Annotated in this window: 12 protein-coding genes; 10 read left to right on the top strand and 2 right to left on the bottom strand. The window is 38.8% G+C overall.

The annotated features are described in order from the left end of the window. The first annotated feature begins 1 nt into the window (after position 1). From smc to MKL35_RS02475, 5 genes are all read left to right on the top strand, one after another. Positions 2 to 3,451, top strand: coding sequence for a chromosome segregation protein SMC (smc, locus tag MKL35_RS02495; protein WP_032011331.1), 3,450 nt, complete (start codon positions 2 to 4; stop codon positions 3,449 to 3,451). Position 3,452: 1 nt separating this feature from the next. After that, positions 3,453 to 4,490, top strand: a complete 1,038-nt coding sequence (locus tag MKL35_RS02490) for a cell division protein ZipA C-terminal FtsZ-binding domain-containing protein (RefSeq protein WP_032011333.1) — start codon at positions 3,453 to 3,455, stop codon at positions 4,488 to 4,490. Between the two features lie 94 nt (positions 4,491 to 4,584). Further along, entirely contained in the window at positions 4,585 to 6,621 is a 2,037-nt protein-coding gene (gene ligA, locus MKL35_RS02485) for an NAD-dependent DNA ligase LigA (protein WP_032011335.1), read from the top strand. Between the two features lie 253 nt (positions 6,622 to 6,874). After that, a complete protein-coding gene (gene ftn / locus MKL35_RS02480) occupies positions 6,875 to 7,339 on the top strand; it encodes a heteropolymeric bacterioferritin subunit Ftn (protein ID WP_001214863.1) in 465 nt (154 codons plus the stop codon). A 294-nt stretch (positions 7,340 to 7,633) separates the two neighbouring features. After that, positions 7,634 to 8,827 carry an MFS transporter gene (locus MKL35_RS02475; protein WP_002050338.1) on the top strand — a complete coding sequence of 398 codons (1,194 nt, stop codon included), beginning with the start codon at positions 7,634 to 7,636 and terminating at the stop codon, positions 8,825 to 8,827. Positions 8,828 to 8,894: 67 nt separating this feature from the next. Here MKL35_RS02475 and MKL35_RS02470 read toward each other — a convergent pair whose 3' ends face one another. After that, positions 8,895 to 10,325 (bottom strand): alpha,alpha-trehalose-phosphate synthase (UDP-forming), encoded by a 1,431-nt coding sequence (locus MKL35_RS02470; protein ID WP_016804234.1) that lies wholly within the window; start codon positions 10,323 to 10,325, stop codon positions 8,895 to 8,897. Next, positions 10,313 to 11,164: a trehalose-phosphatase gene (gene otsB, locus MKL35_RS02465; RefSeq protein ID WP_032011336.1), complete on the bottom strand. Its 852-nt coding sequence runs from the start codon at positions 11,162 to 11,164 to the stop codon at positions 10,313 to 10,315. Before otsB ends, MKL35_RS02470 begins: the two co-directional genes overlap by 13 nt. 354 nt (positions 11,165 to 11,518) lie before the next feature. On the opposite strand from otsB, the gene MKL35_RS02460 reads away from it, so the two are divergent. The 5 genes from MKL35_RS02460 (at position 11,519) to bioD (ending at position 16,174) form a co-directional block, all read left to right on the top strand. Then, the gene (locus tag MKL35_RS02460) at positions 11,519 to 12,253 is read left to right on the top strand and encodes a hydrolase (RefSeq protein ID WP_032011338.1); all 735 of its coding nucleotides are present in this window, start codon (positions 11,519 to 11,521) and stop codon (positions 12,251 to 12,253) included. A gap of 90 nt (positions 12,254 to 12,343) precedes the next feature. Beyond that, positions 12,344 to 13,624: an adenosylmethionine--8-amino-7-oxononanoate transaminase gene (gene bioA / locus MKL35_RS02455; protein ID WP_032011340.1), complete on the top strand. Its 1,281-nt coding sequence runs from the start codon at positions 12,344 to 12,346 to the stop codon at positions 13,622 to 13,624. 1 nt (position 13,625) lies between these two features. After that, on the top strand, positions 13,626 to 14,783 hold the full coding sequence (locus MKL35_RS02450) for an 8-amino-7-oxononanoate synthase (protein WP_032011341.1): 1,158 nt from the start codon (positions 13,626 to 13,628) through the stop codon (positions 14,781 to 14,783). Next, a complete protein-coding gene (bioC, locus tag MKL35_RS02445; protein ID WP_032011342.1) occupies positions 14,780 to 15,529 on the top strand; it encodes a malonyl-ACP O-methyltransferase BioC in 750 nt (249 codons plus the stop codon). The genes MKL35_RS02450 and bioC overlap by 4 nt, the downstream gene beginning before the upstream one ends. Further along, complete coding sequence (gene bioD / locus MKL35_RS02440; RefSeq protein ID WP_002050388.1) at positions 15,530 to 16,174, top strand: dethiobiotin synthase; 645 nt, start codon at positions 15,530 to 15,532, stop codon at positions 16,172 to 16,174. The last annotated feature ends 59 nt before the right edge of the window (positions 16,175 to 16,233 follow it).

Genomic DNA, 16,233 nt, shown 5'->3' with positions numbered 1-16,233 from the left:
TATGCGTTTAAGCAGTTTAAAACTTTCCGGCTTTAAATCTTTTGCAGATAGTACAACTTTAAATTTTAAGGCGAACCGCACAGCAGTGGTTGGTCCAAATGGTTGTGGCAAATCCAATGTTATTGATGCGATCCGCTGGGTGATGGGGGAGTCAAACGCTCGTCAGCTGCGTGGTGGTAGCATGCAAGATGTTATTTTTACCGGAACATCCAAGCGTAAGCCAGTGGGTGTTGCCAGTGTAGAACTGCGTTTTGACAATACCTATGGCAAATTAGGCGGAGCTTATAACGCTTATAATGAGCTCGCTGTTCGTCGTCAGGTGACTCGAGAAGGTAAATCTGAATATTTCTTAAATGGTACACGTTGCCGTCGCCGTGATATTACTGACATTTTCTTGGGAACGGGTTTAGGGCCACGCTCTTACGCAGTCATTGAACAGGGCATGATTAATCGTTTGGTTGATGCCAAGCCTGAAGAAATGCGTATTTTCATTGAAGAGGCAGCGGGTGTTTCCCGTTATCAGGCACGTCGCCGCGAAACCTTGCAGCACCTTGAACATACGGAGCAAAACCTTTCACGCTTGGAAGATATTGCGCTTGAGTTAAAATCTCAGCTTAAAACACTTAAGCGTCAGTCAGAAGCTGCGGTTCAATATAAAACATTAGAAAGCCAGATTCGTACACTCAAAATTGAAATTTTGTCTTTCCAGGCAGAGAAAAGTGTACGCCTACAAGAAGAATATACAGTTCAAATGAATGAACTGGGCGAAACTTTTAAATTAGTTCGCTCTGAGCTAAGTACGATTGAACATGATTTAGAATCTACCAGTGCTTTATTTCAGCGACTTATTCAGCAATCTTCACCACTACAACAAGAGTGGCAGCAAGCTGAAAAAAAATTATCTGAACTTAAAATGACTCTAGAACAAAAACAGAGTTTATTTCAGCAAAACAGTACAACTCTTGTTCAATTAGAACAACAAAAAGCTCAGACGAAAGAGCGTTTACAACTTTCCGAACTACAGCTTGAAACACTGAATAGTCAGTTAGAAGAACAAACTGAAGCTTTAACGGCAATTGAGCATACAGCAGCTGAAGCAGAGCAAAATTTTGCCGGTTTACAATCACAGCAGCGGCAAGCGCAGCAACAATTTGAGCAAGTAAAAGCTCAGGTTGAAAAACAACAGCAGCAAAAAATGCAAATGTCTGCTCAAATCGAGCAATTAGGCAAAAATGTTCAGCGCATTGAACAGCAAAAAGAAACACTGCAACATCAAGCCAACCAGATCCAATCGAAAGTACATGAAGATGAACAAGGCGAGCTTGAGCAATTGCAACAGCAGCTTAGTCGTGAAATCTCGACCTTAGAGGCTGATATTGAGCAGTATGTGCAGCGTATTGAACAAGCTCAACAAGTGCATCAAGCAAATAAAAACCAGCAGCAAACGTTAAAAACAGAAATACAGGTTTTATTATCTGAGCAGAAAAACTTAAGCCAGCTTGTTGCTAAACAAAGTCCAAAGCAAAACCAAGATACGCTACGTTTAATGCAGGCTCTAGAGTTAACGGAGCAGGGTAAGCCACATGCACAGATTATTGAAAAGTTTTTAGCAAAATGGTTGCAGGCACATATTGTTGAAACTGAACAAGCCTTTCAGGAAGGAATTGCTCGCCAGTTAAAACCTTCAGAGCAATCAAGCAAATTTAAGGGCAACCTGACTTGCTTGAATGATTGGATTGCGTCACCACAGCTTTCAATATTTTCCAATGTGGCGATTGCACAAGATTTATCTCATGCTTTAAATGAACAAAAGCAATTGCAACATGGCCAGTCTATTTTGACTTTAGATGGTTATCATGTTGGGCAAGATTGGGTAATTGCTCTTATGTATGATGACGAAAGTCAAAGTGCGCAAGGTATGCTCAGTCATCGTATTCGTCTAGACGAAATTGAACAAGTTCTTCACAAGCAGCAACCTGAACTACAAGCATTAGATGAAACGGTAGTTCAGGAAAAAGAAAAACTTACACAGCTACAAGCTGACTTACAGCAGAAACAACAAACCATTAAACAAAAGCAAAAAGACTTGCAACAGCTAGATGTTCAAATTGCTAAACAGCAAACCGCAGCACAAGCATTTTTATTACAAAAACAACAATTGAAAGATCAACTCGCTCAGTTAGATATGCAGCTTGAAGAAGATGCAATGCAAAAAGACGATCTTGAAATTGATTTGCATGCATTAGCAATGAAGCTTGAAACCATTTTACCTGACTATAAAACTTTGCAATTTCAGGTAGAAGAATTAACAGAGCAGCTTGAAGAACAGCAACAAGTCTTGCAACAGCAACAACAAGAACGTGAGATTTTACGACGTAATAGTACGCAGACAACTCAACAGATTGAACTACTTGAAAAAGATATTTCGTTCTTGCAGAGCCAATATCAACAAATTACAGCGCAAATGGAACAGGCGAAAAAGTTTGTTGACCCTATTCAGTTAGAGTTGCCAAACCTTGAGTCAGAGTTTCAACAACAATTTGCTCAAACCGAAAAGCTGCAAAAGACATGGAATGAATGGCAGATTGAGCTTAATAGTGTCCAAGAGAAGCAACAAACGCTTACAGACCAACGCCATCAATACCAACAGCAAGATGAAAAGCTTAGAGAGCAGCTTGAAGCCAAACGTTTAGCATGGCAAGCAGCCAAGTCGGATCGTGAACACTATCAAGAACAGCTCAAAGAGTTAAATGCCGAGCTTCAAACGGGCTTGAAAATAGATTTAACTGAACACCAGCAAAAACTGGAAAAAGTACAGAAACAGTTTGAAAAAATCGGTGCAGTTAACTTAGCTGCTTCACAAGAGTTTGAAGAAGTTTCTCAGCGTTTTGATGAGTTGAGCCACCAGATTCAAGACTTGGAAAATACGGTAACTCAGTTAAAAGATGCGATGAAAAGCATTGACCAAGAAACCCGTAAGTTGTTTATGTCGACTTTTGATCAGATTAATCAAGAGTTACAAAATCTATTTCCAAAAGTTTTTAATGGCGGTGAAGCCAGTTTAAGTCTTGAGGATGATTGGCAATCTGGGGTTAAGCTCATGGCGAGACCACCGGGTAAGAAAAACAGTTCTCTAGCATTACTTTCCGGTGGAGAAAAAGCGTTAACAGCGTTAGCATTAGTATTTGCTATTTTCAGGTTAAATCCGGCACCGTTTTGTGTACTCGATGAAGTGGACGCTCCACTCGACGATGCGAATGTACAGAGATATTGTAATTTGGTAAAAGAGCTTTCTGAACATGTACAATTCATTTACATTACACATAATAAGCTGGCGATGACCATGGCAACTGACTTGTTGGGTGTAACCATGCCTGAACCGGGTACATCAAAATTAGTCACTGTCAATTTAGAACAGGCAAAAGAATACGGGTTAGTTTCGGAGTCATAGAATGGAAATCAATACGATTATTGGCATCGTTGTTGCCATTATTATCATGCTAATTGGCTTAAGAATGATTTTAAAAAAGCCGAACCATGCTGAACCCTCGCTAGACAGTGATTTACATATTAATCCTGAAAGTAATCAACCGGTTATCCCTCGTCATGTACGAGATCAACTTGAACAGCCAGAAGTTACTGTTGCGTCAGCAGCCGTTGCTGAACGAGTGGAACCAACTTTAAGAGAGCAGGAACAGCCAAAAGAAAAGGGAACAAAAGAACTAGAACAAGCTTCACAAGCTCCAACAGTCCAGACACAAGTACCCGTTGAAAATACGCCAGTAGAAGTAGAAGAAGTTAAAGCTGAAGAAAATACTGTTAGCCCAACTGTAAGCGAAAATAGTTCAGTTGAGTTAGTCGATACCGTTTCTGCTGAACCAGAAGTTGTTAGCTCATCAGAACCAAAAGTTGCAGAAGGGCAACCGAAAACTGAGCCGGAATTAAGCTTAAATCCAAATATCGAAACTGCTGAAATTGCTGAGTTTGAAGGTGAAAGTAATATTCTTGATGTACATTTACATGAGCAGCAGCGTTTTGATGACGAAAGTGCATTAGCAATGGCTGAGCAGATTATTGCATTAAATGTTTATCCAAATCCGCGCCGTGCGTTATCGGGTGATAAAGCACTGAAAGTACTTTTAAAATATGGTCTACGTTACGGTGAAATGTCTTGTTTCCATCGCTATGAAAATACCGATGAACCAAGTGCACTTATGTTCTCTGTACTGCGTATGACTGATAATGGTCCTGCTGGTTTCGATTTAGAAACTTTATCGACTGAACAAGTTCAAGGCTTAGCATTTTTCCTTGCACTTCCAAACAGCAAAGCTGTTACCGGTTTTGACATGATGACCAGTATTGCAGGCCTTATTGCTCGTGAAATTGATGGTAAGGTTTATGATGAAAATAACCTTGAGTTTACGCCACAGTTAAAAGAACATTGGCGTCATCATGTGATTGATTATCGTCCAGCACAGGCAACAGCCTAGTTTAAATTTTTGATATAGGTTGCGATAATTGCAATATATCTAGTCGCAGCTCAGGGTGGAGAAATTTCCACCCTTTTTTATGGTGAATAAAATAATGGCAATAACTTCCGTGATCGAACAGATGCGTCAGCTTATTCAACTGATTGCAAAGCATAACCATGCCTACTATGTCATGGATCAGCCGACAATCTCGGACAGTGAATATGATCATTTATTTCATCAGTTAAAAGCTTTAGAAGAGCAGTATCCGGAACTTGTACAAGCCGATTCACCAACAACGAAAGTAGGTGGTCAAGCGCTTTCAAAATTCGAAAGTGTGACGCATGTGGTGCCAATGCTTTCACTGGGTAACGTATTTAATCAAGAAGATTTATTTGCATTTGCACGCCGTGTAGAAGAGCGACTACCAAACCAGAAAGTACAATATGAAGTTGAGTTAAAACTCGATGGTCTTGCAATTTCACTATGGTATGAAAATGGCGTACTGGTTCGTGGTGTAACTCGTGGGGATGGTGAAACTGGCGAAGATATTACTCAAAACGTTAAAACCATTCGTAACTTACCTAAAGTTCTGCATTCAGAAAAATACGAAATTCCGCGCTTGCTCGAAGTACGGGGTGAAGTACTCATGCCGAAGTCTGGTTTTGAAAAACTCAATGCCGATCAGGAAGCAAAAGGGGAAAAAACCTTCGCTAACCCTCGAAACGCAGCTGCAGGAAGTTTAAGACAACTTGATCCGAATATTGCTGCTGGCCGACCTTTGGCATTTTACGCGTATGGAATTGCACAATGTGAACCAAATCATGGCCTCACCACTATGCATGATAGCTTGCAATGGTTAACGGAACTTGGGTTTCAAATTGCTGAGCGTCAGTACTTGTGTAATTCAATTCAAGAAGTACAGCAGCGTTATGAGCAAATTCAGCAAGAACGTCCAAGCCTCCAAGTTGAAATTGATGGCATGGTCGTAAAGGTCGATGACTTAAAACAACAACAGCAGCTTGGTTTCTTAAGTCGTGAACCACGCTGGGCAACTGCTTATAAATTCCCGGCTCAAGCTGCTCTTACGACTGTTGAGCAGATTGACTGGCAAGTAGGGCGTACAGGGACTTTGACCCCTGTAGCACGCTTAAATCCTGTTTTTGTAGGTGGTGTAACTGTTTCTAATGTCACGTTGCATAATATTGGGGAAATTCATCGTCTAGATGTACGCGTTGGCGATACGGTAAGTGTATATCGTACGGGTGACGTGATTCCTAAAGTAGAAAAAGTTTGGCCAGAGTTCCGTCCTGCTGAAGCAGAAGTTGTTCATTTACCAGAGTCCTGCCCAGTATGTGCTTCGCCTGTAGTGATGCCTGAAGGTGAGGCTCTTGCACGTTGTTCAGGCGGTTTATATTGTGCTGCACAGCGTATTGAAGCCATTCGTCACTTTGTATCGCGTAAAGCGATGGATATCGAGGGCTTGGGAGATCGTTGGGTAGAATCTTTATTACGTCTCGATTTACTCAAAGATGTTGCTGATATTTACCATTTGCATGAGCACAGAGAAACTCTGTTGGGCATCGAGAAAATGGGAGAAAAGTCAGTACAGAACTTAATAGATGCGATTGAAGCAAGTAAGAAAACAACTCTAGCACGTTTTATTTATGCATTAGGTATTCGTGGAGTAGGTGAAACAACAGCTAGAATGTTAGCAAATACATTTCAGACGCTAGAGGCACTTAAAGCTGCGAATGTAGAAGCTTTAAAGAAAACCCCAGATGTCGGGGATATTACAGCAGAGTGGATTGCTGACTTTTTCTTGGCACCGCATAACATTGAAGTACTCGATCGTTTAATTGCCGCAGGAATTCATTGGGATGCGCCAACAGCACCAACGCGTCAACCTTTAAATGGTGAAAGCTGGGTACTTACGGGTACATTAGAGCAAATGACCCGTGATCAGGCCACTCAAATGCTACAAGCATTAGGTGCACGAGTAAGTGGGAGTGTTTCTAGCAAAACAAAATGTGTAGTCGCTGGTGAGAAGGCGGGTTCAAAATTAGAAAAAGCTGCGAAGTTAGGTATTCCTGTCATGAATGAAACAGATTTCTTATCACTCATGGCAGGCTATGGGCAAACTTTGAGCTAAAAGTATAGCGAAATAAGAACCATTGATTTTAGTTACAAATTTATAAATTGATGGTTTTTGCTATATTTGAACGCTTGTCTGAGGTTATAAATCGGACAAGCGTTTCTTTTTGCAAAAGAAATTTAAATAACTTAAACTGCAAATGCGTATGTTTCTCATTTTAATTTGATAAAAATCATAAACTTAACTATTTTCTGTTTTGCAATCATTTTTAAGTTTGCCCATAATAGACTCATACGATAGGAGATTTATTATGCGTGGCAATCCAGAAGTCATAGACTATTTAAATATGCTCATTGGCGGAGAGTTGGCTGCCCGTGATCAATATTTAATCCATTCTCGTATGTATGAAGATTGGGGCTTAAACAAGATTTATGAACGTATTGACCATGAGATGCAAGAAGAAGCGTCTCACGCCGATGCGATTATTCGTCGTGTATTATTTTTAGGTGCCAAACCAAACATGCATCGTGAAGATATCAATGTTGGTACAGACGTTGTATCTTGCTTAAAAGCTGATTTAGCACTTGAATATCATGTGCGTGAAAAATTAGCGACAGGTATTAAACTTTGTGAAGAAAAAGGCGACTACATCAGTCGTGACATGTTACGTCAACAATTATCAGATACTGAAGAAGACCATACTTATTGGCTTGAAAAACAGTTGCGTTTAATTGAACTGATTGGCCTACAAAATTATATCCAGTCTCAAATTTAATGACTTGAAAAACCCAGCTTAGGCTGGGTTTTTTATTGGCTCATTTTAATAAAATGAAGTCACCGTTTAAATGTTAATTCTGCCAAATTGAATATATTCAAAGCCTTACTACATAAGGCTTTGGCAGTTACAAAAAAGTCAGAAAATTTGTATCAGACCCCATGTTTTTTTTGTGGAATTGGATATAATTTCGCCAACAAAAACCCTTGCCTAGAAATTTAATGAGGCAAGGGTTTTTCTATGGGGAATCGGTTGGTATGGATCGCCAATGGTTTTATGGTGAGCTTCGCGTATATGTTATTTTCCAAACCTGCTGTTTTAGATACAGCTACTCTCTTAAGCACACAACGATTAGCAACTCGTCTTAGCTTTTTTAGCTTGGGCTTTGCGATATCTGCTTGGGCACCACTCATTCCTTATGCACAGCAACGTTTAAACCTAAATCATGCAAATTTTGGTTTATTGCTGCTTTGTATGGGAATCGGCTCAATGATTGCTATGCCTGCGACAGGGGCTTTAGTTAAGCGTTGGGGATGTCGTCCATTAATTGCTGTGGCGACCATACTCTTAATGGTATTACTACCAAGTTTAACGATCTGGCATAGTCTTGTATCGATGGCTGTGGCGTTATTTATTTTTGGTACAGCAGCAGGCAGCCTTGGCGTTGCTATCAATTTACAAGCAGTTGTGGTGGAAAAACACAGCTTACGTGCGCTTATGTCTAGTTTCCATGGTATGTGCAGCCTTGGTGGTTTAATAGGCGCCATGCTCGTCACCACGCTACTAGCAATTGGCCTTTCACCACTCATGAGTACGCTATCTGTGGTCATGATTTTAATGGTCGTGAGCTTTGTTGCTATTCCATCTGCTTTAACAACATTTGAGCAAGATGAACAAGGTGCAGCTGAAATAACTGACGCACCTAAAAAAACTTCGCGCCCGAATGGTGCGATCCTGTTGATTGGAATGATGTGTTTTATTGCTTTCTTGTCAGAAGGTGCAGCAATGGACTGGGGTGGTATTTATTTGACCAGTAAATATCATCTTAACCCTGCTTTTGCTGGGCTGGCCTATACTTTCTTCGCGCTTAGTATGACAAGTGGTCGTTTTGCAGGGCATCTCTTGTTAAAACAATGGGGTGAGAAAACTATTGTGACTTATAGTGCAATTGTTGCAGCCCTTGCTATGGTTACTATTGTGATGGCACCTGTTTGGCAAGTTGTCGTATTGGGTTATGCACTTTTGGGTTTAGGCTGTTCTAATATTGTACCAGTCATGTTTTCTCGTGTTGGACGCCAAAATGATATGCCTAAAGCAGCGGCACTGTCTTTAGTGTCAACAATTGCTTATACAGGTTCATTAAGTGGCCCAGCCTTAATTGGCTTGATTGGCCAGTGGACTAGCCTAACCACTGTCTTATCAGGAGTGGCGGTTTTATTAACCATGATTGCCATACTCAATCGCTTTACTCTTGTGAAGGCAAAATAACTTAAGTCAATTTACCAACCGATAGAACATCGAGAAAAATTTCTCGATGTTCTATCAGCTTAAATCATTACAAAACATGATAAGTGGGTTGATACTTGTCTTGTAATGACAACTTAGTCTTCGTAAAAGTTGGAGCATTTTCAAGATCTTTCAAGAAATTATTTCTCCAATCGCTAAGGTCAGTGGCTGCCAGACCTTCTATTAACTGTTCATAACGATTAATACGTTCAGCTTTAGGCATTTCTAGAGCGGTTTTTAGAGTATCCATCATCGCTGCCCGATCTAATGGGTCAACAATTAAGGCCTGAGTCATTTGCTCAGCAGCACCGGCATATTTAGATAAGATCAGCACACCTGGATTCTCTGGATCTTGGGCTGCAATATATTCTTTTGCGACCAAGTTCATACCATCCCGTAATGAGCTAATCCAGCAAATATCAGAGCGACGATAAATATGCATTAGACTGTCATGTTGAACAGTGTCGTAGCAACAATCAATTGGACGCCAGTCTTCGTGTGCAAACTCTTCATTAATCAGTTCTAACTTAGTTTTAAAACGTTGGTATAGGCGTTGATAAGCCGGAATATCTGTACGTGAAGGTGTTGCAACTTGAAGGTGGCGTACTAGTCCATGATATTCAGGGTTAGTTTCCAAGAAGGTCGCAAATGCATTGAAGCGTTCAAGCAGACCTTTTGAATAATCAATCCGGTCAACACCAATAATGGTTTTTTGACGTGGTATATCTTCAAAGTTAAATACATAGGGAGTATGAAATGCCTGTTGTGCTTGGCGCTGAATAAGTTCTGGTTGCACGCCAATAGGGTAGGACTTTATGAGTACTTGACGTTTTTTATAGCTGATTCGGTCACTTAGTATTTTTTGAGCTTCAAGTAAGCCCATACACGTTTGCATACAGGTGTTTTGATCGGCTTGGGTTTGTAGGCCAACTACATCATATTGGCAAAGGTCTTGTACCAACTGCAGTGCAACTGGAATTTTGCGCCAAATGTTTAAGCTTGCGAAAGGAATATGCAAAAAGAAACCGATTTTATTTTGCATACCTAATTCACGACAATGACGAGCTACACTAAAAAAGTGATAGTCATGTACCCAAATCAGATCATCAGGCTGAGCAATCTCTTTTAATTTTTCAGCAAATAAACGATTAACCCTTTGGTAAGTATTATATTCTTCAGCATCATATTCGATCAGTTCATCTCGATCATGCATGGCAGGCCATAAAACTTTGTTAGCAAAACCGCAGTAGTACTGTGCATATTGCTGATGTGTAAGAGGGCAGGTAATGTAGTCAATTCCATGAGAATATGCCTGATCGAATTCAGGCGCTTCAGTATCGGTAATTTGCTGACCGTTCCAGCCTAACCAAATGCCGTTACTGTCATTTAATGCGTCTTGTACAGCTACTGCAAGGCCACCTGCGGAGGCCTTACCTGATGGCATACTTATTCGATTCGATAACACGATTAATTTAGACATATTTGTTCTCCATTCTGATCTTGACTATTTTTGACGTATAACTTTTTTATTTTTTCTAGAAAGAAAAAAAGAAAATTAGAAACGCTGTTAATATCTTTTAATCTATATTGAGCTTCTGTTTCACCAGAACCTACTTTAATTGAAGTGCCAAATTGTTGATTAATAAAAGTGAAACCCGATTCATCCGTTAAATCATCTCCAATAAATATTGGGTGAATTAATGGTAAATCAAGATGGTCTAATATTGTTTGAATTGCTTTACCTTTATCTGCCTGTTTAGGTAATAACTCAATGACAAATTTACCTCTATTTAATTTTAATTGAGGATAGAAATATTTAATTTGTTGCATAATATAAATTGCATTATCTTCTAATTCTGGTTTTTTTCGATAATGTAAAGCAATAGAATGTCCTTTATCCTCAATTAATAAATCGGGATATTTTTCACAAGATTTTATAATATCTTCTTTTAATTTTTTGAAATTAATATTACTTAAATCTGGACGAATATAATTGTCGGAATCAAAATAAATATCTAAGCCATGTAAGCCAGCTATAGGAATTTCAATAGACTGAAATAGCTTACTAGCTGTTTCAACATCACGTCCTGTTACAGCAATCACTGGTATATTTAATTCAACAATTTTTTTTATAACTTCTAATGTAGTATTAGGTATAAAACTATGCTCAGGATGAATTTGAAATGGAGCTAATGTTCCATCAATATCCAGAAATAAACAATAATTTTTATCTATAGGTAAGGTGTTTATAATATCGTTGGGTGTAACAAAATATGTATCTTTTTCTCTCCCGTCAGATATTTCACTTTGAGTATGCATATTAATCCGCCCATTATTTTGATCATTAATTAATCTTCTAACATTAAAATGAATTGATGAGTCATTTTTTTTAATAAAAAAACATAAGTATTAACATTAATTACATTGCACAATGGATTTATGGGGGAAGTGTGGATTATGTTGTTTTTTGATTTGTTTCAATGTTTAGATAATTAAAGTTTTGTATATTTCATATAAATATTTTAGCTCTTGTATATCAATATATTTCAGAATATTTATTGACTATAAATGACTGATTTTACTTTTTGAAATTCAAGCGTTCTGTTGATTTTAAAAGATATTTAGAATTGAACTTCATATATAATCTTCCTAAAGTTGACTGTGGATAGGCACATGAAGTTACAAAATAAAATTTTATTGATTACAGGGTGGGGAGTAGGTATAGAACCTCTGCAATCGTTAAAATTAGGTTTGAATAAATTTGGCTATGACACACAACTGATTAATATTTTTAATGTTTTAGATAGTAGCTTTCAAGCACAGCTTGATTTAGTGGCTGAAGTTGATGTGGTAATAGGCTGGTCCTTAGGTGGGCAGTTAGCAACTCAACTGGTTGATATTTTTTACAAGCAAACAGGGCAAACAAAAATATTAATTACGCTCGCGTCGAATCCTTGTTTTGTTGCTCATGATAATTGGCAAACTGCAATGCCTGCTGATGTATTTAGTCAATTTAAAGGGTCTTTTTTACAGAACCCACAAGCCACTTTAAAGCGTTTTTATTATTTGATTACACTTGGCTCATCTCAAGCGAAACAAGATTGGATGAGCGTACAAAACATCGCAAATCCACCCCCAAAGGAAATACTGGTAGACGGTTTAAAAATGTTAGAACAGTTAAACTTGGTAGGTAACTTGAAAAATTATCCAGGTCTACAGCTTCACCTGTTTGCTGAGCAAGATAATGTCATTCCTTGCAAAATTATCGAGAATTTTAAGGATTTCGCTACAGAAAACATGACTTATAAGTTGCTAAAAGACGCTACGCACGCTTTTCCTTACTTGCAGGCTGAAAGAACAATTGAAGAAATCTGCCAATTTTTAACAATTCATCAGCAAAGTTCATAAGCTTTGGTTGATCTCGCAATTTTCTTTCATTCTTAACAGGTTTAACATGTGTTAAATGAAAGATTTGATTGCTGTAAAAGGGTATAGAGGATGACCGATAATTTTGATTTGGAACATATTTGGCATCCATATACTTCAATGACCCAACCTTTACCCACATTTAAAGTGAAGCGTGCCTATGGGGCAACGATTGAACTTGATGATGGTAGAACTTTAATTGATGGTATGTCGTCTTGGTGGTGTGCAATACATGGTTATAACCACCCTGAACTTAATCAAGCAGTGACCGATCAACTACAAAACATGTCACATATCATGTTCGGTGGTTTGACTCACGATCCTGCTATTGAGCTTGGTAAAATTCTTTTAAAAATTACCCCACCAAGTCTCGATAAAATTTTCTATGCAGATTCAGGTTCGGTCGCTGTTGAGGTTGCTTTAAAAATGGCTGTGCAATTCTGGACAGCACAGGGAAAACCACAAAAAACAAACTTTATTACCACACGGTCCGGTTACCACGGCGATACATGGAATGCGATGTCTGTGTGTGATCCTGTGACAGGTATGCATCAGATTTTTGGTACCAGCTTACCGAATCGTCTTTTTGTAGCAGCACCACAAACTAAATTTAATGAAGAATGGAACCAAGAAGATATTGCCGAGCTAGAGCAAGCTATTCAGCAAAATCATGAAAACCTTGCTGCACTCATTATTGAGCCGATTGTTCAAGGTGCAGGGGGTATGCGCTTTTATCATCCTGAATATTTACGTCAGGCTAAAGCGCTTTGTGAAAAATATCATCTGTTGTTAATTTTCGATGAAATTGCTACCGGTTTTGGTCGTACAGGTAAGCTTTTTGCTTGGGAACATGCTCAAGTCGAGCCAGATATTATGTGTCTAGGTAAAGGGCTAACGGGCGGTTATATGACTTTGTCTGCGACTTTAACGACAAAGCATGTTGCTGAAACCATTAGTCGCGGTGAGGCTGGGGTATTTATGCACGGCCCAACTTTTATGGCCAATCCACTCGCTTGTGCCGTTGCTTTAAAAAGTACGCAATTATTAATTGAGCAAGATTGGCAGGCCAATATTAAGCGAATTGAGCAACAGCTTAGCCAATATCTAGCACCTTTAAGCCAGCTTGATTATGTTGCTGATGTAAGAGTGCTCGGTGCAATTGGTGTGGTAGAACTCACCTTTAATGTCGATATGAAAACTTTACAGCAACAATTTGTAGAGCGTGGAATCTGGATTCGTCCTTTTGGAAAATTAGTTTATGTCATGCCGCCTTATGTCATCACTCAACAAGAGTTAAGTGGCTTGCTCGAACAGTTGGTTGAAGTAGTTAAAACGATGCAGGGGGCACATTAAGATGTCATTGCTCGATCATTTTGCTACAGAGTTAGATGAGTTAAAACAACAAGGTAATTTCAGACAATTTACCCAAAATGTGCAGCATGGCCGTTTTATTACAATTAAAAATAAAACAATGCTCAATTTAGCTTCAAATGACTATCTTGGGTTGGCAGCTGATATTGATCTTCGCCAAGAATTTTTAGATTGCTATCCATTAGGACGCAGCTATTTTAGTTCTTCATCGGCCCGTTTATTGACGGGTAATTTTGATGAATATGAACAGTTGGAAAATAGCCTAAGCCAAGCATTTGGTGGACGGGCAGCTCTATTATTCAATAGTGGCTACCATATGAATATTGGTATTTTGCCCGCTGTTGCTGATAGTAAAACTTTAATTTTGGCAGATAAGTTAGTTCATGCCAGTATGATTGATGGGATCCGTTTGTCTGGTGCCCAGTATGTACGGTATCGACATAATGATTTAGAGCACTTAGAACAGCTTCTACAAAAGTATCATGATGATGACAAGATTGAACGAATCATTGTGGTCACGGAAAGTATTTTTAGTATGGATGGCGATGAAACAGATTTAACCGCTTTAGTCCAGCTTAAAAAACGTTTTGCTAAAACCATGCTATATGTCGATGAAGCGCATTCAATTGGCGTACGTGGACAGCAAGGTTTAGGGTGTGCTGAACAATATAATGTAATTCAGGAAATTGATTTTCTAGTTGGTACCCTAGGTAAAGCATTAGCAGCAGTCGGTGGTTATATTATTTGCCATCCAATTATTAAAGATTATCTCATTAATAAAATGCGCCCGCTTATTTTTAGTACCGCTCAACCTCCGATTGTTATGGCTTGGGCAAATTTTATTTTTCAAAAAGTATTAGTGGCTCAACCTCAGCGTGAACACTTAAAAAATATTAGCCAATATCTTCAACAAGCAGTGGTACAAAAGGGTTATCTGAGTCCATCGACCAGCCATATTATTCCAGTGATTGTGGGAGAAAGTCAGGCTGCTATCGATAAGGCGAAGCAGGTTCAGGAAAGTGGTTTTTATGCCATGCCTGTACGCCCACCAACAGTACCTAAAAATAGTTCGCGTTTACGTATTTCTTTAACGTCAATGGTCGAGCAACACGAGCTTGAAGCACTGGTGAGTTTTCTGTGAGTCTGAATAAAAATTTAGTTGCCGAGCGTTTTGCTAAAGCAGGTCAAAGCTATTCAGAGCACGCGGTTGTTCAAAAACAAATTTGTCAAAATTTAACAAGCTTACTCAAACAGTTTTGCCCAAGTAAGATACGACGTGTTTTTGAAATTGGTTGTGGTTCTGGCAATTTAACTCGTCTGCTTGTTGAAGCTTTTCAAATTGAAGATTTAATTTTGAATGATCTGTACTCAGAGGTGCAGGAGCACTTCAATCACGAAGAGCATTTAAAATGGTTAATTGGAGATGTTGAAACCTTAGAACTTCCTCAGCAGCTCGATATGATTGTTTCAGGTTCTGCCTTGCAATGGATGCAGGATTTGCCGCTTTTGCTTAAGCGTTGTAATGATGTTTTAACTGACAGTGGTTGGCTATGCTTTTCAACATTTGGCCCTAAGAACCTAATTGAAATTAAAGAGCTAACCGGACAGGGCTTAAGTTATTGGAATCTTGAAAGTTGGAACAGTGCCTTAACTGAGGCTGGTTTTGAAGTTCTGTATCTATCTGAGTCAGAAACTCAGCTTTATTTCGATTCGCCTAAAGCTGTATTACAACATTTAAAAGCGACTGGTGTAACAGCGACAGCGCAGCACCGTTGGACCAAGCAAACTTTACAGCAGTTTTATCAAGATTATGATCGGTATAAGCACGCCGAGGGATATGCCTTAACATATCACCCAATTTATTGTATTGCCCGGAGAATGAAGTAAATGAGTGGTCAGATCTATTTTGTCAGTGGGATTGATACCGAAATTGGTAAAACCTACGCGACAGGTTTTTTAGCAAAATTATGGACTGAGCAGGGTAAAAAAGTAATCACCCAAAAACTCATTCAAACAGGTAATGCTGATATTTCTGAAGATATTGAAAAGCATCGTGAAATTATGGGGCAAGGTTGGTTTCAAGAAGATCACGATAAGCTGACTATGCCCGAAATCTTTAGTTATCCTGCTTCACCTCATTTAGCAACGCGTCTTGATAATCGAGAAATCGATTTTCAAAAAATTGAAAATGCGACTCAAACATTAGCTGAGCGTTTTGAAATTGTATTATTAGAAGGGGCGGGTGGCTTAATGGTGCCCTTAACCACCAGTTTACTCACCATTGATTATGTTGCTCAGCATCAGTTTCCTGTTATTTTAGTGACATCTGGTCGTCTAGGAAGTATTAATCATACTTTGCTTAGTCTCGAGGCACTTAAGTCACGCGGTCTGAAATTAAAAGCTTTGGTTTATAACTTAAAAGATGAATCAAAAGATCCATTAATTTCGCAGGATACTTCAAATTATTTAAAGAACTACTTAGCTATTCATTTTCCAGAAGCTGAATGGATTGAACTAGCAAAAATGAATTAATTGAAATTAAATAATAAAAAACCGCTCTAAAGTGAGCGGTTTTTTTGATTTAAAAATTT

It is taken from the genome of Acinetobacter sp. AOR41_HL (assembly GCF_027854645.1).
GTDB classification, from domain to species: domain Bacteria; phylum Pseudomonadota; class Gammaproteobacteria; order Pseudomonadales; family Moraxellaceae; genus Acinetobacter; species Acinetobacter nosocomialis.
The sequence above is the reverse complement of the archived record's forward strand: the minus strand, read 5'-3'. Positions and strand labels throughout refer to the sequence as shown.